General features: G+C 70.6%; 17 protein-coding genes and 2 pseudogenes. 13 read left to right on the forward strand and 6 right to left on the reverse strand.

Features of this window, described 5'->3' with window-relative positions:
* Positions 1–164 precede the first annotated feature (164 nt).
* On the reverse strand, positions 165–1,433 hold the full coding sequence (locus ACH5AF_RS04515; RefSeq protein ID WP_398899907.1) for a cytochrome P450: 1,269 nt from the start codon (positions 1,431–1,433) through the stop codon (positions 165–167).
* Positions 1,434–1,542: 109 nt separating this feature from the next.
* Between ACH5AF_RS04515 and ACH5AF_RS04520 the strand changes: the two are divergent.
* Positions 1,543–2,235 (forward strand): annotated as a pseudogene (locus ACH5AF_RS04520) (response regulator).
* A gap of 175 nt (positions 2,236–2,410) precedes the next feature.
* On the opposite strand, the gene ACH5AF_RS04525 reads toward ACH5AF_RS04520, so the two are convergent.
* Positions 2,411–3,043 (reverse strand): CGNR zinc finger domain-containing protein, encoded by a 633-nt coding sequence (locus ACH5AF_RS04525; protein WP_398899908.1) that lies wholly within the window; start codon positions 3,041–3,043, stop codon positions 2,411–2,413.
* 110 nt (positions 3,044–3,153) lie between these two features.
* On the opposite strand from ACH5AF_RS04525, the gene ACH5AF_RS04530 reads away from it, so the two are divergent.
* From ACH5AF_RS04530 to ACH5AF_RS04545, 4 genes and pseudogenes are all read left to right on the forward strand, one after another.
* Complete coding sequence (locus tag ACH5AF_RS04530; RefSeq protein ID WP_398899909.1) at positions 3,154–3,942, forward strand: MBL fold metallo-hydrolase; 789 nt, start codon at positions 3,154–3,156, stop codon at positions 3,940–3,942.
* A 930-nt stretch (positions 3,943–4,872) separates the two neighbouring features.
* Complete coding sequence (locus tag ACH5AF_RS04535; RefSeq protein WP_398899910.1) at positions 4,873–5,820, forward strand: 1-phosphofructokinase family hexose kinase; 948 nt, start codon at positions 4,873–4,875, stop codon at positions 5,818–5,820.
* A gap of 4 nt (positions 5,821–5,824) precedes the next feature.
* Positions 5,825–7,842: pseudogene (locus ACH5AF_RS04540) on the forward strand (fructose-specific PTS transporter subunit EIIC).
* A 69-nt stretch (positions 7,843–7,911) separates the two neighbouring features.
* Complete coding sequence (locus ACH5AF_RS04545; RefSeq protein ID WP_398900436.1) at positions 7,912–8,193, forward strand: hypothetical protein; 282 nt, start codon at positions 7,912–7,914, stop codon at positions 8,191–8,193.
* Positions 8,194–8,291: 98 nt separating this feature from the next.
* Here ACH5AF_RS04545 and ACH5AF_RS04550 read toward each other — a convergent pair whose 3' ends face one another.
* Together ACH5AF_RS04550 and ACH5AF_RS04555 are read right to left on the reverse strand one after the other, a co-directional pair.
* Positions 8,292–8,687, reverse strand: a complete 396-nt coding sequence (locus tag ACH5AF_RS04550; protein WP_398900437.1) for an iron chaperone — start codon at positions 8,685–8,687, stop codon at positions 8,292–8,294.
* A gap of 360 nt (positions 8,688–9,047) precedes the next feature.
* Positions 9,048–9,503, reverse strand: a complete 456-nt coding sequence (locus ACH5AF_RS04555) for a carboxymuconolactone decarboxylase family protein (protein WP_398899911.1) — start codon at positions 9,501–9,503, stop codon at positions 9,048–9,050.
* A gap of 177 nt (positions 9,504–9,680) precedes the next feature.
* Here ACH5AF_RS04555 and ACH5AF_RS04560 point away from each other — a divergent pair, with 177 nt between their 5' ends.
* Positions 9,681–12,149: an ATP-binding protein gene (locus tag ACH5AF_RS04560; RefSeq protein WP_398899912.1), complete on the forward strand. Its 2,469-nt coding sequence runs from the start codon at positions 9,681–9,683 to the stop codon at positions 12,147–12,149.
* Between the two features lie 52 nt (positions 12,150–12,201).
* On the opposite strand, the gene ACH5AF_RS04565 is transcribed toward ACH5AF_RS04560, so the two are convergent.
* Positions 12,202–12,768 carry a nucleoside deaminase gene (locus ACH5AF_RS04565; protein ID WP_398899913.1) on the reverse strand — a complete coding sequence of 189 codons (567 nt, stop codon included), beginning with the start codon at positions 12,766–12,768 and terminating at the stop codon, positions 12,202–12,204.
* A gap of 100 nt (positions 12,769–12,868) precedes the next feature.
* On the opposite strand from ACH5AF_RS04565, the gene ACH5AF_RS04570 reads away from it, so the two are divergent.
* From ACH5AF_RS04570 to ACH5AF_RS04580, 3 genes are all read left to right on the forward strand, one after another.
* Entirely contained in the window at positions 12,869–13,831 is a 963-nt protein-coding gene (locus ACH5AF_RS04570; protein ID WP_398899914.1) for an antibiotic biosynthesis monooxygenase, read from the forward strand.
* A 355-nt stretch (positions 13,832–14,186) separates the two neighbouring features.
* Positions 14,187–14,684 (forward strand): potassium channel family protein, encoded by a 498-nt coding sequence (locus tag ACH5AF_RS04575; RefSeq protein ID WP_398899915.1) that lies wholly within the window; start codon positions 14,187–14,189, stop codon positions 14,682–14,684.
* A gap of 360 nt (positions 14,685–15,044) precedes the next feature.
* On the forward strand, positions 15,045–15,569 hold the full coding sequence (locus ACH5AF_RS04580) for a hypothetical protein (RefSeq protein WP_398899917.1): 525 nt from the start codon (positions 15,045–15,047) through the stop codon (positions 15,567–15,569).
* Positions 15,570–15,749: 180 nt separating this feature from the next.
* Here ACH5AF_RS04580 and ACH5AF_RS04585 read toward each other — a convergent pair whose 3' ends face one another.
* Positions 15,750–18,047: an MMPL family transporter gene (locus ACH5AF_RS04585; RefSeq protein WP_398899918.1), complete on the reverse strand. Its 2,298-nt coding sequence runs from the start codon at positions 18,045–18,047 to the stop codon at positions 15,750–15,752.
* A 391-nt stretch (positions 18,048–18,438) separates the two neighbouring features.
* Between ACH5AF_RS04585 and ACH5AF_RS04590 the strand changes: the two genes are divergently transcribed.
* From ACH5AF_RS04590 to ACH5AF_RS04605, 4 genes are all read left to right on the forward strand, one after another.
* Positions 18,439–20,262, forward strand: a complete 1,824-nt coding sequence (locus tag ACH5AF_RS04590) for a glycoside hydrolase family 15 protein (RefSeq protein ID WP_398899920.1) — start codon at positions 18,439–18,441, stop codon at positions 20,260–20,262.
* A 667-nt stretch (positions 20,263–20,929) separates the two neighbouring features.
* The gene (locus ACH5AF_RS04595; RefSeq protein ID WP_398899921.1) at positions 20,930–21,937 is read left to right on the forward strand and encodes an NUDIX domain-containing protein; all 1,008 of its coding nucleotides are present in this window, start codon (positions 20,930–20,932) and stop codon (positions 21,935–21,937) included.
* Between the two features lie 425 nt (positions 21,938–22,362).
* Positions 22,363–23,037, forward strand: coding sequence for a response regulator (locus ACH5AF_RS04600; protein WP_398899922.1), 675 nt, complete (start codon positions 22,363–22,365; stop codon positions 23,035–23,037).
* A 90-nt stretch (positions 23,038–23,127) separates the two neighbouring features.
* Complete coding sequence (locus ACH5AF_RS04605) at positions 23,128–24,672, forward strand: DHA2 family efflux MFS transporter permease subunit (protein WP_398899923.1); 1,545 nt, start codon at positions 23,128–23,130, stop codon at positions 24,670–24,672.
* Positions 24,673–24,678 lie beyond the last annotated feature (6 nt).

Here is a 24,678-nt window from a genome sequence, read left to right on the forward strand (position 1 = left end):
CGAACGCCCACTCCTGGGCCGGGTCGGAGGCGTTCCTGGACGCCGGCGCACGCCGGTGTGCGTGGGCTTCGCCGACGGCGTGAGCGCGGCCCATCCCCGCCACCCGTCAATCGACGGGGTCGCCGACGCCTCGACGGTTCGCCCGCCTCAGAGCGGGCGAACCGTCACCGGCCGGGGCAGCGGCGCACCACGACCTGAAGCGGCGCACGGAAGGAGAGCAGGCCGAGCATCGGCGGCTGTGCCTTCGGCTCCGCGAGCGTCGCGTCCGGCAGGGCGCGTGCTGCCGCACGCAGCGCGACTGCGGCTTCGGTGCGGGCAAGGGAGGCGCCCAGGCACCGGTGCCGTCCCGCACCGAAGGCCAGGTGGTGACGGATGTTCTCCCGGTGCGGGCACAGACGGTCGGGGTCGTCGAACACGTCAGGGTCCGACCCGGTGCCCATGAGCATCAGCAAGAGCTGCGCACCGGCCGGCAGGTGTACGCCGGACAGTTCCGTCTCATGTGCGGTCACTCGGCGCCACGTGGTGACCGGCGGCTCCCGGCGCAGGATCTCCTCCACCCACGCCTTGGCGAAGCCGTCCTCCGCCTCGACGCGCGCCCAGACCTCTGGGTCGGCCACGGCCCGCAACAGCGTGGTGGAGATCAGTTGCCCGGTGGTGGACTGCCCGGCGATGAACACGAAGAAGCACACGGCCACGGCGGTCGCGACATCCAGCGGGGTCCCGTCCGGCGTGCGGTGCCGTCGCAGTCCGCCGATGAGCCCGTCCGGCGCCGTGGCCGCGGACACCTGGGCGGTCAGCCATTGGTGGAACGTGCCGACCTGCTCCGCCAGGTGCAGCTGCCGTTCGGCCGGAGGACGACCGTAGAACAGTTCCAGTGAAGCATCGCTCCACGCCGCGAGTGTGGCGGCGGATACGCCCTCGATGCCGAGGAGTCGCATCATCACCCGGCACGGCAGGAGTCGCGCGTACTCGGCGGCCAGGTCGCAGTGGTCGCCGGCGGCATAGTGGGGCCGTAGAGCGGCCAGCATCTCCGAAGCCGTCCGCTCGACCGTCGGCACCGCCGCCGCCACACGCTCGGCGTTGAAGAAGCGCATGACCAGGCGTCGGAGGCCCGCGTGCTCGGCGCCGCGGTTGTTGGCGAGGGCGGGCGGCAGGGAGAAGCCCGCCCTGGCGAGCACGCGCAGGGCGGATACGGGCAGGCGTGTCACGGAGTGCTGGGCGTTGTCGGGCAGATACGTGCCGGGATCCAGCAGCACGCTGCGCACATCCGCGTAGCGGCTGACCAGCCAGAGGCCGGTGCCGGGATCGAAGTGGACTGGCGAGGTGCTCCGCAGCGCTGCCAGCGTGGGGTAGGGGTCGGCGACGAACGGCGGGTCGAAAAGGCCGGGAAGGCCGGTCGGCAGGGGTGCCGGACGTGTCTCCGTGCTTGCCACGCGCGTGCTCTCCGTCAAGGCGTACGGACCATCACCCGACGGGGGACAGTTGATCAACACTGCCCGCGAGGGGCCGAGGCCACACGATAACCGACGGGGTGGGCCTGGCATGGCGCGCCCCCGCCCCGGTACGAGCCCGGGGCCGGGCGGGGGACCGGCCGGGCGCTGTCACGGTGCGGGGCCGGAGACCGTGCCTGCGCGGACCGGTGGTGAAACCTGCTTCGAGCACACCGAGATGGACCTCGTCCTCCTCGACCACTACCCACCGGACGAGACGGGGCTCGCGCTCGTGAGGCGGATGCGGGAGCGCGGGCCGCACATGGACGTGATCATGGTGACCGCCGCCCTCGGCGTCGCCACCATCCGGCCCGGATGCGGCACGGCGCCCTGCATTACCTGGTCAAGCCCTTCACCTTCGCCGGGCTACGCGTCCCGCTCGAGGGCTACGCGGCGCTGCGGCGCACGCTCGACAGCGGCGGCGAGGCCGAACAGGACGAGGTCGACCGGATCTCCGGTGTGCTCGGTGGTGCCTCCGCCGGATCGTCCCCCTGCCGAAGGGCCACTCGGCGGCGGACCTGGTGCGGGAGGTCCCGCGGTCGGCCGAGGGACCCCTCTCGGCCCACGATGTCGCCAGCCGGTGCGGACGGAGCCGGCAGACGGCAGAGCGGTACCTGAAAATGCTCGAGCGGACGGCTGTATCAGGTTGAGCCTGCGCTACGGCGAGACGGGACGCCCCGAGCACCGGTTCGTATGGGACCGCCCGCGAGAGCGGCTCGTGCACGGTCCCGGGAATGATCTCTGAGGCGCTGCTGAGTTCGGTGGGACAGGCGGTGTACGTCTCGCTGTACGGCGAGGACGAGGGTATGCGGGCGGGCGATGCCGAGCCCGGCCTGGTGGACACCGTCATCGCCGGCCTCGCCCGTCGTGCCTGCGCCTGGTGGGGGCAGGCCGTCGGCAATGAGCTGGGCCCCGTGGCCTCAACCGCCCTGTGCGGGGCGGGTCCAGTTCTCCTCGGGCCGGGCGCGCCGGGCGTACGCACGGGCGGCGCGGGCCCGGTCGCCGCAACGGGTCGAGCACCAGTGGCGGCGGCCGTGCCGGAGCAGGTAGCGGTTGCAGGGTGCGCTGCCGCAGGCGGTGAGACGTTCGGCGTCGGGGGAAGTGAGCAGGTCGGCGGCGTCGGCGGCGAGGGCGGCGACGGCGTGGTCGACGATCTGGCTGGTGGGATGCGGGGCCGCGCGGTAGGGGCCTGCCTTGTCGTCCCACTGCAACAGCGGGGCGGTGGGGACCCTGGTCAGCGCGTCATTGACCGCATCCAGGGCTGCGGGGAGGGCGGACAGCCCGGCGACGCGTGAGGCGAACAGCGACCTGATCTGTTCGCGCAGGGAACGCAGCTGTGTCGCGCACATCTCCCGCATGCCCGCATCGACCGGGGCGAGACCGCGTTCCGTCAGCCAGTGGTTCGCCCCTGCGGGGGTGCCGAGCTGGTCGATGTAGTGCCCGCCGGGCAGCGCGATGGTGCTGTTGGCAAGGGCGAGCGAGGGGTACTGCTCCGCCCCCGGAGCGGGCGGCAGAGCGGGCTCGGCGATCGCGTTCTCTTCCACAGCCCTCATGGTACGGCCTGCCCGATCCGGGATTCTCACGTTTTCACTTGCATTCATCCGTGAGAAGCGTCTACGGTCACCTCACGGTTAAATCGAAATCATCCGTGAGGTGTTCCTTCGTGTCTTCTTCCGTTGCCCCCGAGCAGTTCCCCGTCCGCGTCTTCGGCGGCCCGACCGCCCTCTTCGAGTACGGCGGCCTGCGATTCCTGACCGACCCGACCTTCGACGCTCCCGGCGACTACCCGGTGCCGGGCGGCCCGGTCCTGACCAAGACCGCACCTTCCGTCGGCACTCCGGCCGACCTCGGCCGCGTCGACGTGGTCCTGCTCTCCCACGACGAGCACGCCGACAACCTCGACAACTCCGGCCGCGCTCTGCTCGCCGACGTCCCGCTCACCCTCACCACCCCCAGCGGCGGCAAGCGCCTCGGGGAAGGGGCCACGGGCATGGCCGACTGGGAGTCCATCGAGCTGGACCGCCCCGGCGGCGGCACGATCACCGTGACCGGCGTGCCGGCCATTCACGGGCCCGGCGTGCGCGAGGATGTCGAACCGATCGCCGGCCAGGTCATCGGCTTCGTCCTGGCCGGCGACGGCCTGCCCACCGTCTACGTCAGCGGTGACAACGCCTCGCTCGACCTGGTCCAGCAGATCGCCGCGCGCTTCGCCCCGGTGGACACCGCCCTCCTCTTCGCGGGAGCACCTCGCTTCCCCGTGCTCTTCGACGGCCAGTGCCTCGTCCTCGACAGTGCCCAAGCCGCCGAAGCCGCCCGGATACTCGGCGCCCGCCGCGTGGTGCCCGTCCACTACGACAGCTGGGCCCACTTCACCGAAGGCCGCAAGGACCTGGCGGCCGCCTTCACCACCGCAGGACTGGCCGACCGCCTCGACTGGGGCCACCGCAACTGACCCCCGAGGCGGAACGACCAGCGTCGACAACAGCGGTGAGACCTGATCCGCGCCCCTCACACCCGTGGGGTCCGACGGCCCGCCGGGCCCCACGGAACGCAACACCGCACCCACCATGCACCGGCCTGCCGGCCCAGTTCCCCTGAGGGGCAAGCTGCGCTCGGCCGCTGCCGGCCCCGCTGACCGTGCGCCGGTTCTCCTGCGACTCTCCAACATGCCCACTACGGCAGGTCCGTCGAGCCAGTCACATGCCTGACGGAACGACCCCGGCGAGCCATTACTGGACTACGGAGCCGGGCTCCTTGCTGTCGCCGCAGAGTTGGGTGGCCGGACCGGCGCACGACTGTGCAGGATCCTTTCCATGCCCGCCGGGCGAAGGAGACTGCCGCGGCCGATCCACAACCCGGTGGTAGCTGAGCGGGCCCACGAGTATCGGGGGTGGACGAGTTCGCCTTCCGGCGAGCGCCCGCTATGGCCCCATCCGTATCGGCATCGAGCCCCGGAGACCGGTCGATGTCCTGCCGGGCCGAATTTCAAAGACGCTGCCCGCCCGGCTGCGCGAGTGGACTTCGGCTGGGCCGCCGCCTGGGGCGCAGATGCCGGCCATGGCATGGTGGAACGCCCGTCCGTGCAGCGCAGACGCACCGTACCGGCGGCGCTCTTGGCGCCGGGAAGGCCGCCGGATCCCCGAACCACCGGTGTGCGGCCGGAGAACCGATCGGGCTCCACCTGCCACGTTCTCACTCGCTCCCGCTGCGTTCTCACCCGCCAGAGGTAGTGTTGTTCTGCCGGTCAACGAAGTGTCCCCTCGCCTGCTTCGCCCGCTTCGGCAGCGCGACCGTGGCGGCTCGTCGCCACAGGGCCGTCGGGTTTCCGTTCGACGGAGGGCAATCCGGCACCCCCGCTGCCGCCGGTTCGAGTGTGGTGCGCGTGATCGTCACCCTCACCCCCAATCCGAGCCTGGACCGCACCCTGGAGGTTCCGGACCTGCGGCCCGGCTCGGTCATCCGTGCCACCGGCACCCGTCTCGATCCGGGCGGCAAGGGCGTCAACATCTCTCGGGCGCTTGCCGCCAATGGTCACCGGACGGTGGCCGTCCTGCCCTGCGGCGGCGTCGAGGGCGAACAACTCGCCGAGCTGCTCGCCTCCGAGGGCGTCGAGGTGGTCACCGTCCCGATCGCCGACAGCATCCGGGTCAACATCAGCGTCGTGGAGCCCGACGGCACCGTCACCAAGCTGAACGCGGCGGGCCCACGGCTCTCCGCCACCGAGATCGACGCGCTTGCCGCAGCCACCTGTGCCGCTGCCAATGGCGTCCGGTGGGTGGCTCTCGCCGGCAACCTGCCGCCCGGTGCCCCCGTCGACCTCTACGCACGCCTGGTGTCGCGCCTGCGCGGCAGCGGAGCGCTGCGTATCGCCGTCGACTCCAGCGGCCCCCCGTTCGCCGCTGCCCTGTCCGCCGGTCCGGATCTGGTCAAGCCCAACCGGTGCGAACTCGCCGAGGCCACCAGGATGCCGGTGACCACCCTCGGCGAGGCCCTGACCGCGGCGTACATCCTGCGTGCGCGTGGCGCCCGGACGGTGCTGGCCAGTCTCGGTCCCGACGGTGCCCTGCTGGTCGGCGACTCCACCGTGTTGCACGGGGAGCAGCGCGTCGCCGAACTGCGCAGCTCCGTCGGTGCCGGGGTTGCTCTCCTCGCGGGGTACCTGGCGGCCCTCAGCGAGGGGCCGGCCGCCCTCGCCGAGGCCCTGGCCTGGGGTGCTGCCGCGGTGTCGGAGCCAGGCAGCGGAATGCCCGGACAGTGGGACCTGGACCGGTCGGCTGTCGTCGTGCACACGGATATCGATCCCGATCGACTGATCTCCGAACGGAACTGACATCATGCCCGAGCTCATCACCGCGGATTTCGTGGATCTGGACCTGCGGGCCGCGGACCGTCACGAGGCGGTCCGATCCCTCGCTGCCCGGCTCGCCGCCGACGGCCGGGTCACGGATCTCGACGGGTTTCTCGCCGACGCGCGGGACCGGGAGGAGCAGATGCCCACCGGTATCGAAGGGGGCATCGGCATCCCGCACGCCCGCTCCGCCCATGTCATGGTGCCCACACTCGCCTTCGGGCGCAGCGCCGACGGCGTCGACTTCGGCGCCGCGGACGGCCCGGCTGACCTTGTGTTCCTGATTGCCGCGCCGGCCCGCGGCGACGCCGAGCACCTGGACATCCTGGCGTCGCTCGCCCGCCGCCTGGTGCACGCCTCCTTCAAACAGGCCCTGCGCCAAGCCGTGGACGCGCGGGCGGTCGTCGACCTCATCAACAAGGAGGTGGGGGGAAGGTGAGGATCGTCGCTGTCACAGCCTGCCCGACCGGTATCGCCCACACCTACATGGCCGCCGAGGCCCTGGTGCAGGCCGCCGCCGACGCCGGGCACGACATCGTGGTGGAGACGCAGGGCGCCGCCGGTGCGGTCAGGCTGACGGCCGCACAGGTGGCGTCGGCCGACGCAGTGATCTTCGCGACCGACACCGAGGTCCAGGACCGTGCGCGGTTCGCGGGCAAACCCATCGTGATCGTCCCTGTCAAACAGGCCATCAACCACCCGCGCGAGCTCATCTCGCGGGCCCAGGAGGCCGCGGAAGCGACATCCTCGGCGGCCACGGCGGCGAGCACTGGTCCGGGCGATGCCGCCGACCGCGTCAGCGCAGGCGCGGGAGGCGACGAGGCCGCAGGGGCCCGTGGAGCGGCGGGCGGCGGCCCCGCGCGCGGCGCGCCCTCGGAGGAGGGCGCCAAGGTCCACCCGGCCACCCGGTTGCGTCAGTGGTTGATGACCGGAGTCAGCTACATGATTCCGTTCGTCGCCGCGGGCGGCATCCTGATCGCGCTCGCCTTCATGATCGGCGGCGCCGAGGTCGCCGTGAAGGTGGACGGCGGCACCTGGCAGGGGCAGAACTACCCCCCAGTCACCGACCTGTCCGAGCTGCTCGACAGCGCCGGTTACGCGGGGGTGCTGTTCAAGATCGGTACAACGGCCTTCTCCATGCTGGTGCCGATCCTCGCAGGCTTCGTCGCCTACGCCATCGCCGACCGGCCGGGCCTGGTACCCGGCGTGGTCTCCGGTCTGCTGGCCACCGCGACCGGCGCAGGCTTCCTGGGCGGCCTGGCGGGGGGACTGCTCGCCGGTGCGGTGGTGATGGCTCTGCGGAGGATCCACCTGCCGCGTGCGGCTGCGGGGGTCATGACAGTGGTCGGCATTCCACTCGTGTCCTCCCTGGTGATGGGCTTCTTGATGATCGTCGTCATCGGGGAGCCGATCGCCGCCGCGCAGCGTGGTCTCACCGACTGGCTGGACGGCCTGACCGGGGCCAACGCGGTCCTGCTGGGCGCTCTGCTCGGCCTGATGATGGCCTTCGACATGGGCGGTCCGGTCAACAAGGTCGCGTACACCTTCGGCGTCGCCGGCCTGGCCAGCGGCGATCTGGAGGTGATGGCCGCCGTCATGGCCGCGGGCATGGTGCCTCCGCTCGCCCTCGCCCTGGCCACGGTCGTGCGGACGGCGCTCTTCACCGACAGCGAGCGCAAGGCCGGGGAGGCCGCCTGGCTGCTGGGGGCCTCGTTCATCACGGAGGGTGCCATCCCGTTCGCGGCGGCCGACCCGCTGCGGGTCATCCCGTCGATCATGGCCGGGAGCGCGGTCACCGGCGCCCTGTCCATGGCCGTGGACGCCACCTCGCGCGCCCCGCACGGTGGTCTGTGGGTCATCGGCCTGATCGGCCGACCCGTCCTGTACCTGGCAGCCATCGCGGCGGGCGTATTGGTGGGCGCGGTCTGTGTGCTTGTCGCCAAGCACCTCGGACACCGCGTGCCCGAAGGGGCGGCGGCACTGCCCGGGACCACGGGTCGGTGAACCTGCCGCACGGTCCTCACCCTGGGCGGCCGCGTACGGGCTCGTACGCTCGCGGAAGTCGACGTCGCCATCCGCACCCTGGGGATGTTCCTCATCGACGTGTCCTTCCTGGCGACCAACGGTGTCTCGGTCGAACATGGCCTGACCACACCGGACCTGGCCGAGGCGGAGGACAAACGGGCGATGTGCCAGCGCGCGCGGCGGCGGGTGCTGCTCGCCGACAGCAGCAAGATCGGGAACGACACCTTCTGCCGGTTCGCCGAAGTCCGCGACTTCGACGTCATGGTCACCGACACCGGTATGGAGGCAGAGGCCGCCGGGGACTTCGCCGAGGCGGGCCTGCGCGTGTGACGTTCTACTCCCCCTCGCCGCGTCGACGCCGGACCGGTGGACCGAGTGCGGTCGGCAGGGCCCCTCGCCCGCAGCCCCGGAGAAAGCCCACCTCGGGCTCAGTTCACCGCTTTCTTCACGAGCGCGCCGATCCTCGCCTCATCCGCGGCGGTCAGCTCCTTCAGGGCGTAGGAAGTCGGCCACATGGCGCCTTCGTCGAGGTTCGCCCTGTCGCTGAAGCCGAACGTCGCGTACCTCGCGTTGAACTTCTGCGCACTCTGGAAGAAGCAGAGGACCTTGCCGTCCTTGGCGTACGCCGGCATCCCGTACCAGAGCTTCGGCGCGAGGTCCGGCGCGCTTGCCTTGATGACGGCGTGGAGCCGTTCGGCCATGGCACGGTCCGATTCCTGCATCTCGGCGATCTTCGCGAGCACGGCGGCCTCGTCCTCCGCCGCCTTGTCGGCGCGCGATCCACGGCGCGCGGACGCCCTCAGCTCCTGGGCGCGCTCCTTCATCGCGGCTCGCTCCTCGTCCGTGAACCCCTCGGACGTCTTGTCGGTCGCGGCGGTGCTCTTGGCGGGCTTCTGTGCGTCCTTCACGGCGGGTTTCCTCCCGGTATGCGGATTGATGGGTACATCTTCATGCTGGAGAGGCGCCGCGGCGACGGCTGCTCCGAAGCGCGGAGTCATGGGGCTTTCACCCCAGCGGACTCCGATCGGTAACGGTCTGGAGATCGCTCGCCGACTCCTCCGGTGTCGGTGGACGAATGGCGCCTTCGATGCCTGCTGGGTGTCGGCTGGCGGCAGGGCGGCGAGGAAACCGACGAGCCGGCCCCGGCCGGCGGATCCGTGCCCGCCGGCCGGGGTTCGCGGGCGTCATCCCCAGGCACCGGCGATCTGGCGGGTCGTGGCGTTGAGCCGGTTGAACAGGTTGGTGACGCCGATCATCAGGACGATCGCGGCGAGCTGCTTCTCGTCGAAGTAGGTGGCGGCCGTGTCCCAGATCTCGTCGCTCACCGGGTCGGGACGGTCGGCCAGCCGCGTCGCGGCCTCGGCCAGCGCGAGGGCCGCCCGCTCCTCCTCGGTGAAGTACGGGGCCTCCCGCCAGGCGGCAACCGTGGCCAGCCGCTCGTCGCTCACTCCGGCCTTCCGGGCCGTCTTGGCTCCGCCGTCGACGCAGGCGCTGCAACCGTTGATCTGGCTGACCCGCAGGTGCACCAGCTCCAGCGTCTGCCCGTCCACTCCACCGGAGTGCACGGCCTTGAGGATCTCCTGGATGGGCTGCATCGCACCGGACAGCACGACGGCGGGGTTGTGCATACGGGACTGCATCGGTGTTCTCCTCTTCCGGTCGGTGCCCCGTTCCCTCGGGGCGTGACTCCATGACAGCCGGGCCGGCTTGCCACGACCATGGCGATGGGACACCGTGGGACAGCTGAAACATCCTTGACCAGCGGCTACTTGACCCGGGAGAGTTCTGTCGGAGCGGGACGGGAAGGCGGGGGAACGGTGGACGTGGAAGAACGGACGGGGAAGGCCGACCCGCAGGACGAGCTGGCGGCCCGGCTGCGCCTGCTCCAGGAACTGTCCGGGCTCGGCGTACGGGCCCTCGCGCGGGACACCGGCCTCAGCTCCTCGTCACTGTCGCGCTACCTCAACGGGCAGACCGTGCCGTCCTGGCCCGCGGTCGTCGCGCTGTGCCGCCTTGTCAAGCGCGACCCCCGCCCCCTGCGTCCCCTGTGGGAACGGATCTCGAACCCCTTGCCCGCGCCCCCGAAGAGCAGCCGCCAGGTCCGGCCGATGCCCCGCAACGATCTGCCGCGCGAGGTGCCCGACTTCACCGGACGCGAGGAGCGGCTCGCCGCCGTGTTCGCCGCGATCGACAGCCATCGGGCGGTCTCCGTCGACGGCATGGCGGGCGTCGGCAAGACCTGTCTTGCGGTGCACGCCGCGCACCGGCTCGCCGCCGAATTCCCGGACGCCCAGCTCTATGTGGACCTGCACGGGTTCACCGAGGGCCGGCCCCCGCTCGACCCCGACTCCGCGCTGCGGACGCTGCTCGGCGCGCTCGACGTTCCGTCCGAGAAGGTGCCGCAGGAGGGTGTCGAACAGCTGGCCGCCTGCTGGCGGTCGGAACTGGCCCGCCGACGGGTCGTCGTGGTCCTCGACAACGCCGCGGACGCCGACCAGGTCCGCCCGCTGCTGCCCGGCGCCGGCCCCTCCGTCGCCCTGATCACGAGCCGCAACCGGCTCCTCGGCCTGGACGAGGTGCCCCCGGTGTCGCTGGACGTGCTGAGCCCGCAGGAGAGCGCGGAGCTGCTGGCCCGTGCCAGCGGCGACCCCGGCGGCCCCGACGGCAGGCTGGCCCGCGATCCGGAGTCCGTCGCCGAAGTGCTGCGGCTGTGCGGGCATCTGCCGCTGGCCCTGCGGCTGGCCGCGGCACGGCTGCGGCACCGGCCGGGCTGGACCGTGGGCGTTCTCGTCGAACGGATGGCGCAGGGCTCGAGCGAGTTCGACGCCGCATTCAGCGCAGCGTTGGCCATGTCGGTCCGGCAGCTGAACCGGTCCCAGGCCCACCTGTTCCGGATGCTGGGCCTGCTGCCCGGGGCGTCCTTCGACGAGTACGTGGTGGCGGCGCTGGCGGACGTGCCGCTGCGCAGCGCCCAGGCGATGCTGGAGGACCTGCTCGACGCGCACCTCGTCCAGCAGCCGACGGTGGGCCGCTACCGGCTGCACGACCTGGTGCACCAGCACGCGCGCCGGGCCGCGGCGGAGCAGGACTCGGCGACCGAACGTGAGCGGGGATTGGGCCGGGTGCTCGACTACTACGTGCACGCGGCGGCCGCCGCCGACGCCGCGATGCCGTTCCTGTCAGCCGGTCGGGCGGCCTCCGCCGGCCGGCCCCCGGCCGAGCTGCCGCGGTTCACGGACAAGAACGCGGCCTTCGCCTGGCTCGTCGCGGAGTACGGCAACCTGATGGCCGCCTTCGAGACGGCGGCCGCCGTCGGGGCCGACATGCACCTCTGTGAGCTGCCGCGCTTCCTGCGGGCCTACTTCGCACGGCGCTGCGGCACGACGCATCTCAACTTCCTTTTCGAGCGGTCGCTTGCCGCCGCCGAGCGCCTGGGCGATCCGCTGCAACTGGCCGAGGCGCACAGCGATCTCGGCTTTGCGCGCTACAACGCGGGCCGGATGGCGGAGGCAGCCGCCGCGTACGAGGCGGCCGGACTCCGGCTGTCCCGGACGGGGGACGCGCGGGCGGAAGCCGAACTGGCCTTGCGCCGCGGCTATCTGAGCTGGGACGCGGGGCACGTCGAGGAGCCGCTCGAACTCTTCCGGCTGGCAGGGAAGCTGTACGAGCAGGCCGATTGCCCGACAGGCGCGGCCCACGCGACCGCGGCGGAGGCTTGGACGATGCTGCAGCTGGGACACCGTGAGGAGGCGGCGCAGCGAGCCCGGGAGGTGCTGGGCATCCCGCACACCGACCCCGCATGGCCGCCCGCTCTGACTGCCCGCATCACGCTCGGTGTGGCCATCGCCCACGACGAACCCGACGAGGCAGCGGAGCACCTGCATCAGGCGCTGGCGCTGGCCCGCGAGGACGGGCACCTCAACAACCAGGCGTGGTGCCTCAACTGCCTGGGCGTCGCGCTGCGGCAGATGGGCCGATACGAGGAGGCACTGGCCAGCCACCGGGAGGCGTTCGCCCTGCTCGACGAGCTGTTCGAGGAACACTGGAAGATCCATTTCCTCAACGGCTACGGCGAGACCTGCCGGCTTGCGGGCCTCCCCGAAGAGGCCCTACGGCTGCACCGGCAGGCGCTGGAGCTGGCCCCGAGGCTGGGAAACCGGCACGCGGAAGCGCTGGCCCACGAAGGCATCGCGACCGTCCTCGACGAGACGGATCCGGTTGCGGCCGCCGAGCACCGTGCGGCGGGTCAGGCCGTCCTGCAGGAGCTCGACCCCGGGGCTCACTGATCGGTCCGGCACGAGATGGCCGGCGCTCGCACCACCCCGGGATGACGATGCGTCAGTAGGGGTGCCGGTTCGGCTTGTTCGTCCATGCCTCGTAGGACGTGGCCCCGAGCTCGGGGTGCAGCTGTTCGAGGGTGATGCTCCGCTCCGCCGGGGGTTTCGCGAAGTCCTCGTACTGGAAGGCGTCGTCAAAGCCGATCTTCTGAGTCGCCGTCCAGTCGCAGCTGTAGTAGACGGTGTCCATACGCGACCAGTAGATGGCGCTCATGCACATCGGGCAGGGGGCACCACTGGTGTAGATCGTGCACCCCTGAAGCATGCGGGCGCGCTCCGGCACGACGTCGGCTGAGCCTTCAGGTCGGGGCACCAACTCCAGCGTGTACTCGTTCTGGTGCTCCTCGGAGATGGTGGGCGCCTCAGGATTGAACAGCTGAACGGCCTTGCGGATGGCTTCCACTTCGCCGTGCGCGGTCGGATCGGCGGTGAGGAGTACGCGGTTCTGGCCGCGAGCGATGATCTCTCCATCACTGGTGATCACTGCACCGAACGGCCCGCCCCAGCCCTTGACTACGGACTCAGTGGCCAGCCGAACCGCTTCGGCCATGAACTCCTTGTGTCCCATCTCAGAATCCTCCGCTCACATCTCAGAATCCTCCGCTCACGGACCGGCGGACGCCTCTCCCAATTGTCTGGCAATTACCTTTTGATCTAGGCTACTCCGTATGAGTACCCGTGCAAGCCGGGTCCCCGGCGGCAGCGCCACGGTCGTGACCTCCCAGAAGGTCCGGGCGGGCCGGGACGACGACTACAAGCGGTGGCAGGAGAAGACGAACCAGATCGTGAGGCGCTTCGACGGATTCCAGGGCACGGAGTTGTACCCGCCCGCCTCCGAAGCAGAGAACGAGTGGGTCGTCGTATTCCGCTTCTCCGGGGTTGAGCAGCTGACCGCATGGCTGGATTCGAGCGACCGTCAACAACTCCTCGATGAAGGCCGTCCATTGTTCGAAGGAACCCCGACACAAGAGGTGCTCACCGGTGGGACACCGGTCGAGGATGTCGTCACGGCTGTGATCTCGCACGATGTACGGCCGGGGCGCGAGCGGGAGTTCATGCGCTGGCAGGACAAGATCCTGAAATCGCAGGAGAGGCATCCCGGTTTCATGGGGTCGGAGTTGTTCAGGCCGGTGGAGGGCGTGCAGGACCGCTGGGTGGTCGCCTTCCGCTTCGATACGCGCGAGCACCTCGAGGGGTGGCTCGACTCCGAGGACCGCGAGAAGCTCCTGGAGGAGGGACGCGAATACTTCCGCTCGTACGACGTACGCAAGATCGGGTCGGCGTTCAGCGGCTGGTTCCGCTTCGGCGAAGGTACGGAGGAAGGCATTCCGCCCAACTGGAAGCAGGCCATGTCCGTGGTGCTGGCCCTGTATCCCACGGTGATGATCCTGGAACTGACGGCCGGTGACTGGTTCGACAACCTGGGAATTCCCGGATACATAGCTCTGTTCATCAGTAACGTGCTGAGCGTCAGCATCCTCACCTGGTTGCTCATGCCACTGGTCAACCGAGCGTTCGCCTTCTGGCTGCTGCCCGGTCGAGCGCGCTCCCGCCGTGTCCATGTGGCGGGCGCTGTTGTCGTGGCGGTGTGCTGTCTGGTGATCATCACCATCTTCGGCCTGACCACCTGACCGAGCCTGACCACCTGAGCACCTGAGCACCTGAGCACCTGAGCACCTGAGCACCTGGCAATGAGTGCGCTGGGGTTCATGATGCGCGGACAGGGCCTTAAGCGTCCCACAGGGACCGGTGAGGAGTTGCCGAGACGGGCGACCTCGAAGAACAAGCTCAGGGGGCCGCGCCACTCCAATGCCCTGATCGCAGCGCCCGCGCGCGGACTCCCTCCGACACTGGGACCATGCCGGGACGCCTCAAGGACCAGGCCTGCAGGATCTGCTGCCGGGCTCGCCCGCTCGGGCGTTGACCGCCGACATCCGCCGTAGCCGTCCGAGCCCCCGTAGCCGTCCGAGCCCCCGAGGAGGGAGCATGCAGCCCGCATTCATGGTCAGGGCGATCGGTTTCCTGCTCCGCCGGGAAGGCCACTCGCTGCACGCGAAGGCTGCCGGTGGCGCGACGATCGTGCTGGGACTCACCATGGTGGCCGGCTCATGGGCCGTCGTCGTCGCCGAACGCGGCGCTGTCGGCGCGAATCTGACGACGTACCCAAGGGCTCTGTGGTGGTCGGTCGAAACGGCGACCACGGTCGGTTACGGGGATTTCTATCCGGTGACGTTGTGGGGCCGGGTCGTCGGCGCCGTGGTGATGGTCGTCGGCATCACCACTTACGGCATGGTCACCGCCGCCCTGGCGACGTGGTTCGTCGGCCGGGAGACGGAGCGGCGCCGGCACCTGGCCCGAAGGGCCGAACAGGCCGCGCACCGCCTGAGCGAGGACAGCGTCCGCGAGCTGCACGAACGCTTCGACCGCCTGGAGCAGATGCTCTCCGGGGGAGGGAGCCGGACCGACGGGCCCGACCGCCGGTGACAAACCGGGTGCGATCGCGGTGGCGCTGCCCGGACCTCCGGCGCGGGCCTTGCCCGCGGTTTCCGCAGCCCCCGCCGCGGCTGGGCGAGGACCGCGCCCGCCCAGGCGCGGTCTCCGCAGCCCGACTGCGCCCGCCCAGGCGCCCGCGGCGGGAAGCCGGCGACCGACGCTCACGTGCGTGCGGTTACCGGCGGGCGAGGCGTATACAAGCGTCGGCCCCCTTTCGACGACCGCAACGGTCACCCGCAGCAGCAGCGCGCCGGACTGCGGTACGCCCGTGCGTGTCTGCTTTTCCTCACCTTGTGCCGGCTGCCGCGAGTACGGCGCGGCGATGCGGCCCCGCTTGGTGATCATAAAAAGATGACACGGCACACCGCGGGGCAGGAACGGGACACCGGGCAGCCGCCCGCAACCGACAGGACGCCGTACACGGGTGCCGTGTACGGCTCGCTGCTGTCCGCCTCGGTCATCGCCGGAGCCAGCACGCCGGGACCGTACCCGCGTCTGCAGCTGGTGGTGCTCCTGCTGTGCACGGGAGTGGTGTTCTGGGCCGCGCATTCCTACTGCACACTCGTCGGCGACCGGTTCCTGCACACGCCGGCGAGCTGGCGGGAAGTCCGCGACGTCTGCGCCCACGAATGGCCCATCGCGCAGGCCGCCGTCGCGCCCGCCACCACTGTCGCGATCAGTCCGCTTCTCGGCATGGACCTCGAAGCGGCCGCCTGGCTGGCGCTCGGCGTCGCTGTGGTCCAGCAGGTCGCCTGGGCCAGCGCCGCGGTGGTCCGGGCCGGGGCCTCTCGTCGTGTGGTGCTGACGGCCGCGGCCGTCAACCTCGTACTCGGCCTGTTGATCGTGGCCGCCAAGGTCGCCGTCAAGCACGTGTGAACGTCACCTCACCCAGCCCGCGCGGTCACACATCGGAACGCCGCCGGCATGCGGGCGGGTCGTTGCCGACGCCGCGGGACGTGCCGTGCGGCGCCCCTGGCCGGCTCGCCGACCCGGTGTTCAGTTGCGGCCCGCCGGCGCTGCATGCGACCGCCGCCATGTCCGATGGGAACCTCCCCGTCACAGGGCCTGACCGCCGGGTCCCACGCGGACCGCCGTGCCGGTCTCGGCGGCGATCTCGCCCTCGCCCTCGGTGTCCACGTGCGGCAGCAGCCGGTCGAGCCGGCGCGGCGTCCACCAGGCCGCCGTGCCGAGCAGCGTCATGGCCGCGGGCACGAGCAGCAGCCGGACGATCGTCGCGTCGATGAGGACGCTGGCGGCGAGTCCCAGCCCCAGCATCTTGACCACGATGTTGTCGCTCAGGATGAAGGCCGCGAAGACGCTGACCATGATGAGCGCCGCGCAGGTGATGACGCGCGCGGTGATCTCCAGGGCGTGCGCGACGCTGGCCTTCGGGTCCCCGGTGCGCAGCCACGCCTCGTGGACCCGGGACAGGAGGAAGATCTCGTAGTCCATGCTGAGGCCGAAGACGATGGCGAACATCATCATCGGTACGTAGCTCTCGATCGGGACGTCGCCGGAGACACCGAGTGCCGGGCCGCCCCAGCCCCATTGGAAGACGGCGACGACGACACCGTACGAGGCCGCGATCGACAGCACATTGAGCACGGCTGCCTTGAGGGCGACGAGGACGCCGCGGAAGACCACGAGGATGACGAGGAAAGCGAGCCCGACGACGACGGCGATGATCAGCGGCAGCCTGCTGGAGACGATGTCCAGGAAGTCGACCTGGGCGGCGGTCGTGCCCGTCACATAGGTGTGGGCATCGGTGCCGGAGACCGCCTGGGGCAGCACGTCGTCCACGAGGCGGTTGACCAGGTCGGTGGTCTTCTCGTCCTGGGGCGCGGCCGTGGAGTACGCGGTCGAGATGAGCACGTCGCCGTCCTGGGTGGCGGTCGGCGGCGTGATCACGGCGGCGTCCGGCACATCGCTCAGGGCCTTCTGCACGGCGCTGGCGAGCGCGGAGCGGTCGGCCCGCGGCACGTCGGTCTGATCGACGACAAGGGTCATCGGGCCGTTGGAACCGGGCCCGAAGGCCGTGGACATCAGGTCGAAGGCGCGCCGGTCGGTGAAGGACTTGGGGTCCGCTCCATCACCGATGTGTCCCAGCTGGATGAAGAACAGCGGGATGGCGAGGACCGCCAGGACCACCACGCCCGACGCCAGGAACCACCAGGGGCGGCGCTCCACGCGCTGGGCGTAGCGGTGCCAGGTGCCGTGGGCCTCCTCGCCGGGTTCGGCGTCCGTCTCGGCGATGGGCCTGCGCACCCGGAGTCTGTCGATCCGCCGTCCGAGGAGCGCCAGCATCGCGGGGACCAGGGTGATCGCGCCGAGGACGGCGGTGACCACGGTGACGGCGGCGGCCAGGCCGAGTTTGCCGATGAAGCTGATTCCGGACACCCACAGGCCGGAGAGGGCGATGACGACCGTACAGCCGGAGACGAGCACCGCGCGTCCGCTGGTGGCCGTCGCGAGGCCGGCCGCGGTCACCGGGTCGTGCCCGTTCATGAGGTTCTGGCGGTGCCGGGTGATGAGGAAGAGCGCGTAGTCGATGCCCACACCGAGGCCGATCATCGTCGCGAGCGTCGGCGACACCGTGGCGAAGGTGAACGCCGCGGCCAGCAGTCCCAGGAGCGCCAGTCCGCAGATCACGGCGATGAGCGCGGTCACCAAGGGCAGGACGGCGGCCACGACGCTGCCGAAGCCCACCAGCAGTACCAGGATCGCCACGGTGAATCCGATGACCTCGCTGGTGCGGTCGTCGGGCTCGGGACGGGCCAGTTCACCGAGCGGTCCGCCGTACTCCACGGTCACATCGGACGCGCGCAGCGGCTGGACCGCGGTGTCCACGCCGTCCAGGTAGGACGACTCGAGTGTGGAGGGCTGGACGTCGAACCGGATGGAGATGTACGCCGTCTTCCCGTCGGTGGAGAGCGGGCCGACATTCTTGGTCCCGGTCGGCGGCGGCGCCGTACCGGGTGACGGCAGCGGGTTCTGCGCGCTGAGCACATGCGGCAGCTTCCGCAGGTTCGCCACCGCGGTCGAGACCTGGCTGCTCACGTCGGTGAGTGGCTTCGAGGCGTCGTACAGCACGATCTGGGCGCCGTAGCCACCGGCGGCGGGGTCGTGGGCCTTGAGAACGTCGAGGCCGTCGTGCGACTGGGAGCCGGGCAGGGCGAAGTCGTCCGAATACGCCCCGCCGTGCGTATGGTCCAGCACCTGCAGTCCGAGCAGGGCGGCCAGCCACAGGACGATGACGGTCACGAAATGGCGCGCGCACCACTCACCGATGCGCCGCAGCGCGCCCTTCGGGCGTGTCAGGGTGGCACTCCCGGCCGGGGACTCTGACGACGGCATGCGTACTCCCGACGACCGCGGGGCGAGATCACCGCCACGGTCCGTGAGTCGTCGTGCGCACTCCTGAGGAGGCACGCACCGGACTACGGACAGTGAAGGCGGCTGCGGCTTGCCCGGCACCCCCGGACGGGAGAACGGGTGAAACGGCGAGCGGCACGGCGAGCGGCAGGGCCAGGAAGGGCGGGCCCCGGGCGGCAGCCGTACGGAGCCCCTGGGGACGGCGCACCCCACGCTCGGCGTGCTGGTGTGCGCCGGGGCCGGCGTACTGGTGTGCGCCGCGGCCGCAGGCGTCGGTGGAGGAGCCGGTGGGGCCTGGTCCGACAACGGCGGCATGCCCGCCGAGCCGTCCCGCCGTAGCGTGGTGAACGGGTGACCAGGCGAAAGGACCGCCATGCGTCGTTATCCATCGATCGCGGACCACGGGCTCATCGGAGATCTGCGCACGGCCGCCCTGGTCACCTCCGAAGGCGTGCTCGACTGGTTCTGCGCGCCACGCTTCGACTCCCCCAGCATGTTCGCGGCGCTGCTGGACCATGACCGCGGCGGTCACTTTGCGATCACTCCGCAGGCGACCGGTGCCACCACCCGGCAGCTGTACCTGGCGGACACCGCCGTCCTGGTCACGCGGTTCATGACGAACGAGGGCGTCGGCGAAGTCGTCGACTTCATGCCCCTGGGCGCGGCCGAAGCCCCCGCGGACCGGCACCGCATCGTCCGCGTCATGCGCGCGACCCGGGGCACGATCGGCTTTCGGCTGGCGTGCCGTCCCAGGTTCGACTACGGGCGCGCGGAGCACAGCCTCGAACTGGAGCCGGGCGTCGCCCGTTTCGGCGGACCGGACAACGCCGCCTTCCTCCATGTCGCGGGGCCGGTGCACCTGGAACGCGACGGGCAGGACGTGCGGGGCGACGTGGTGCTCCACGAGGGGCAGCGGGCCGCGGCCGTACTGACCGTGTGCGAGAGCGGCGCGACGTCGCCTCCACCGCTCACCGAGCGGGGCGTCTGGCAGGAGTTCCTTTCCACGTACGACTACTGGCACCGCTGGCTGCGCCGCAGCCGGTACCGCGGGCGCTGGCAGCAGATGGTCAATCGGTCCGCGATCACGCTGAAGCTGATGACGTACGCACCCACCGGTGCGCCCGTCGCAGCGGTGACGATGGGCTTGCCGGAGCAGCTGGGCGGAGAACGCAACTGGGACTACCGCTACACCTGGGTGCGTGACGCGTCCCTGTCCGTGAAGGCGCTGCTGGACCTCGGTTTCGACGAGGAGGCCGACGACTTCCGTCGCTGGCTCGGCGTCCGAGTGCGCGCGGGCAGGACGACCACGGGTGAGCCCCTGCAGATCATGTACCGGGTGGACGGCGACCCGCACCTGGCCGAGGAGATCCTCGGCCATCTGGAGGGCTACCGGGGTTCCGCCCCGGTGCGGCTCGGCAACAGCGCCGCCGACCAGTTGCAGATGGACATCTACGGCGAGGTGGTCTTCGCACTCAGCCAGGCACGCGATGCGGCACAGCTGGCCGGATACGACGGATGGCAGAATCTGAGCGCGCTGCTCGACTGGCTCGCGGGCACGTGGGACCGCCCCGACGAGGGCATCTGGGAAACACGTGGCGGGCGCAAGGACTTCACCTACAGCCGTCTGATGTGCTGGTCCGCGTTCGACCGCGGCATCCGGCTGGCCGCGGAGCTGGCGCGGCCGGCCGACGTCGCCCGGTGGACGGCCGTTCGCGACGCAATCTTCCACCAGGTGACGGAACGCGGCTACAGCACCCGCTGCGAGGCGTTCGTCCAGCATTACGGCAGCGAGGTCCTGGACGCCTCGCTGCTGCTGATGCCGGACGTCGGCTTCCTCTCCCCCAAGGACGGTCGCTGGCTGTCGACACTGGACGCCATGGACAGGGAGCTGGTGGCCGACAGCCTCGTCCACCGGTACGACCCGGCCGCCTCACCGGACGGGCTGCGCGGGGACGAGGGGACGTTCTCCCTGTGCAGCTTCCTGTACGTGAGTGCCCTCGCGCGGGCCGGGCGACTCGGCCAAGCCCGCTACGCGTTCGACAAGATGCTCACCTACGCCAACCATGTCGGGCTGTTCGCCGAGGAGATCGGTCCCACCGGCGAGCAACTGGGGAATTTCCCCCAGGCTTTCACACATCTCGCGCTGATCATGGCCGCGGTGGCCCTCGACGAGGAACTGGACCGCGCCGAGGCGTGATGCCGGCGCCGGCACACCGGACCGGTGCCGCGTAGGCACGACTTCCGGGGCCGGGCGGTCCGCCGCGACTCCAGGTGCCTGCCGGGCCCGCGGTCGACCGGTTGGTTGGCGGGGGCAGGTGTCCACCCACCGGCCGGCGCCTCGCCCGCGCTGACCGCCATCGCCCCTGCACCATCCTCCACAGAGGAGCAGTGGCCGCTGCCGGCGCTGGGGGGACGCCCGCTGCGCGCCCCGCCCCGGCTTCGGCGGCCCCGGGCGGCGGAGAAGGCGCGCCCGGGAGCCGTCAGCGGCCTTGCACGGGGGCGAAGCGGCCCTCGCGCAGCACAGGTGCCCACCTCGCCCGTGGGCGGTTGCCGTCCTGTCACCGGCCGCTCACCACTGTGCCGTCCGAACCGCCCCGGCGGCTCGTCAGTGGCCCGGCCGCCCATTGAGATCCCGCCACCGCAGGTGCGCAGGTCCACGAGGATCCGCTCCGGGGGCGTGTCACCCACGTCGGCGAGGCCGCGAAGCGGGCCGCGTTCGTCTGCCTGACGCACCGGGTCAGCTCCACGGCCGGGCGGCGGGCCGCCGCACACTTCCCAGGACATCTCAAAAACATGTGTGCGAAAGCGCTGCCGCGTCGTTGAGTTGGGCAGCATTCCGCGCAGCCGGCTCTCAGGAGGACCAGTTGGCTTCATCGCACAACGGCACACCCGTCACCGGCACCACCCGACCGGGGACCACCGGGGCCACAGGCGAGCCCGAGAACGCATCGGTGCTGATCTTCAACGACACCGGCGAGTACCTGCTGCATCTGCGTGACCATGTGCCCGGTATCTGGGAGCCGGGATCCTGGTCCCTGCTCGGGGGCGGCCGGGAGCCCGGGGACGGGTCGCTGGAGCAGACGGCAAGGAGGGAACTGCTGGAGGAGACCGGTCTCGTTCTGCCGGTGCTCGAGCCCTTCCTGGTGAAGAACGCGACAGACGCCGACGGTTCCACCGTCGCCGTTCAGATCTACGAAGGCCGCTGGAACGGCGACCCTGACGCCCTGCGCCTGACCGAAGGGGTCATGCTGCGCTGGTTCCGTCCGGAGATCATGCCCCGGCTTCGTCTGAGCCCCTCGACGCTTGAGCTGGTGCGCCACCACGCCGAAGGGCACTCCTCGCCCCACAGCGGTGCCACGGTACGCGAGGGGGGCACTGCGGCCCCGCACGGGCCTGCGGCACCGGGCACCGCCTCACGACCGGCTGCACACCGGACAGTCCCCAACGTCATCGGTGTCCACCTCTACCTGGAGAACCCTGCCGGCGAGGTCCTGCTCGGTCTGCGCCACCCCGACTCCGGCTATGCCGGCAGGGTGTGGCACTTCCTGGCGGGCCATTGCGAGCAGGAGAGCTCCATCTCCTGCCTCGTCCGTGAAGCGCGGGAGGAGGCGGGCCTCGTGATCCGGCCCCAGGACGCAGAGTTCGCGCATGCCGTCCACCTCGTCGACGAGCCGGGCAGGCAGCCTCGTATGCAGTTGGTCTTCCGCGTCCGGCGCTGGGAGGGGCAGCCCCAGCTTCGTGAGCCCGACAAGTGCCTCTCCTGGAAGTGGTGGGACCCGCATGCTCTCCCGGCGCGGATCGTGCCCTACACCAGGGCGGCGATCGCGGGCATCCTGGCAGGCCGGCATTACACCGAACTGGGGTGGTCATGAACACCGAGCCGGCGGATCCGGACGTGACGCTCCACTGGAAAAAGGCGCGTTTGAGCTGTTCGGTGAGTCACCGAACTCTGCGCCGCCGAGTGGAACGGCGGTCTCCGGCAACGATTGGGACACGGACACGCCGCAGCTGAGACCAAGTTGGCATATGCCCCACGCCGCACATCGCTCTCTCTGGCGCCACCGGCCCTCTCCCGCAACCAAATTGAGCAAGGGCGGAATGGTGAATTCACCATTTCACCGGCCCTCTCGCGGGAAACAAGTCGTCGATGATCCGCCCCAAAGTTCGCTGCGGAGGTAGTGTCGGACATCCACAGTCGTTTCAGTGACGAAACGACTGCGGAACGGGGGAGGAGGGACTTACAGGTGTCCTCGTCCTGTCGGATTTCCCACTCTGCAAGCGAACCGAGGGATCGTCGATGACAGTGATCAAAGTCCTCCTGGTCGACAGCGAACAGATCGTACTCGAGGGTTTACGCAAGCTTCTCGACAGCTTCGGCGAGTTCAGCGTGGTCTCCACGGCACTCGACGGCGCTTCGGCGATCCGGGCCCTGCGAGCGCACCGGCCGCACATCGTTGTCACGGGTCTGAGCATCGCGGGGGCGGGCGGAATCCACGCCGCCCGGCTGATACGCAAGGATTCGGAGCACGTCCGGATCGTCATCCTCAGCTCCAACCAGCAGCCCGTCTTCATGCGGGAGGCGTTCGTGGCCGGTGCCAACGCCTACCTCTCGCGCCGCATCAGCGGTGAGGAGCTGCGTCAGACCCTGCTCGCGGTGCACCGTGACGGCGCGGCGCTCTCCGGCGCGGCGGCGGGGCTGATCCTGCAGATCGCCTCGGGGCGTTCTCCCGAGGACGACTGCCCACTGTCCCACCTGACGGGGCGCGAGCGGCAGATCCTCTCGCTCGTCGCCGACGACCACGACACGGGACACATCGCCAAGCACCTGGGCATCAGCCCCAAGACCGTCCGCAACTACCTCAGCCGCATCTACGCCAAGCTCGGTACGCCCAACCGCGTGCAGACCACGCTCTACGCCAAGCGCTTCATGGGCCGGTCCCTACAGCCGGACGGCGTGCCGGTCGAGCCATAGCCACCCCCTGGGTTCTCCTTGCGCGTGTCGGGGCAATTACGCTACGCTCCTCGTAGCGTATTTAAATGATCATTCGCGGAGGAGCGCCCCATGACCGGCAGCCGCTGGTGGACCCTCGTACTGGTGTGCGTCGGCAGCTTCATGCTGTTGCTCGACGTCACGATTGTGAATATCGCCCTGCCGGACATCGAGGAGGCGCTGGACGCCTCGCTCAGTGATCTGCAGTGGGTGGTCGCCGCATACGCGGTCGCCCTGTCGGCGGCCCTGCTGACAGCGGGGTCGCTGGCCGACAGGTTCGGCCGGCGGGCGGTGTTCGCCGTCGGCATGGCGTTGTTCACGATCGCGTCCCTGCTGTGCGGCATAGCGGGCGATCCGCTGTTCCTGAATGCCGCCCGGGTCCTCCAGGGGCTGGGTGCGGCGGCGCTGCTGGCCACTTCGCTGGCCCTGCTCGCCGCCGCCTATCCCGGCAACAAGGAACGGCACCTGGCCCTCGCAGTCTGGGGTGCCGTCAGCGGCGCGGCCCTCGCGGTCGGGCCGCTGGCCGGCGGCGTCCTGGTGGAGGCCATCGGCTGGCGCTGGATCTTCCTGGTCAACCTGCCGATCGGCGTCCTCGCCCTGATCGGGGCGCTCACCCGGATGGCGGAGTCGCGGGCGCAGGTGTCCGGCCGTGTCGACTGGCCCGGATTCCTCACCCTCAGCACCGCCCTGGGTGCCCTCTCCTTCGCGCTTCTGCGTGCCAACGAGGCGGGCTGGAGCAGCACCCAGGTCGTCACGGCGTTCATCACCGCCGCGGTGGCCCTCGCGTTGTTCGTGTGGATCGAACGGACCCGCAGCAATCCGATGCTCCCCGGCGTCGTCTTCGGCCGCGTCACCACCACCGGCGCCAGCCTCGGCGTGCTCGCGATGAGTTCCACCGCTTTCGCCCTGCTGCTGTATCTCACGCTGTATCTGCAGACGGTGCTGGGACTGGAGCCCCTGGAGGCCGGGCTGCGGCTGCTCCCCCTCACCCTGTCGATCTTCGTCGCCTCGGCGCTCGCCGCCCGGGCCGGTTCGGTCGTGCCCGCCCGCTGGCTGGTCTCGGGCGGGCTTGCCCTCATCGGCGTCGGGCTGCTCCTGATGGGCGGGCTGGAGACCTCCGACGACTGGACGGCGCTGCTGACGGGTCAGTTGGTCACGGGCCTCGGCGTCGGCCTCGTCAATCCCAACGTCGTGGCGGCGGCGATGGGCGCGGTCGACTCCGAGCGGTCCGGCGTGGCCTCGGGCCTCAACAACACCTTCCGCTCCCTGGGCATCGCGCTCGGAGTGGCCGTCATGGGTGCCGTGTTCGCCGAGCGGGTGAAGGACTCAGTGTCCGGCGCGCTGGCGGGCACCCCGCTCGCCGACCGCGCCGACGGCCTCGCCCACGCCGTGTCCTCGGGACAGATAGGCAAGGCGGTGGGGGAACTTCCGCCCCAGGAGCGCGGAATCTTCGCCCAGGCAGCTCAGGCCGGCTTCATCGACGGGCTGAACTCGATCCTCGTCTTCGCCGCGATCGTCGCCTTCGCCGGCGCCGTGGCGGTGGTTCCGCTGATCAGAAGCCGTGACATGCAGTTGAGCGGCGATACGGCGCAGATGGCCGCCGTCGCCGGTCACTGACCCTCA

The sequence above is a fragment of the Streptomyces sp. NPDC018833 genome (assembly GCF_044390825.1).
Taxonomy (GTDB): Bacteria; Actinomycetota; Actinomycetes; order Streptomycetales; family Streptomycetaceae; genus Streptomyces.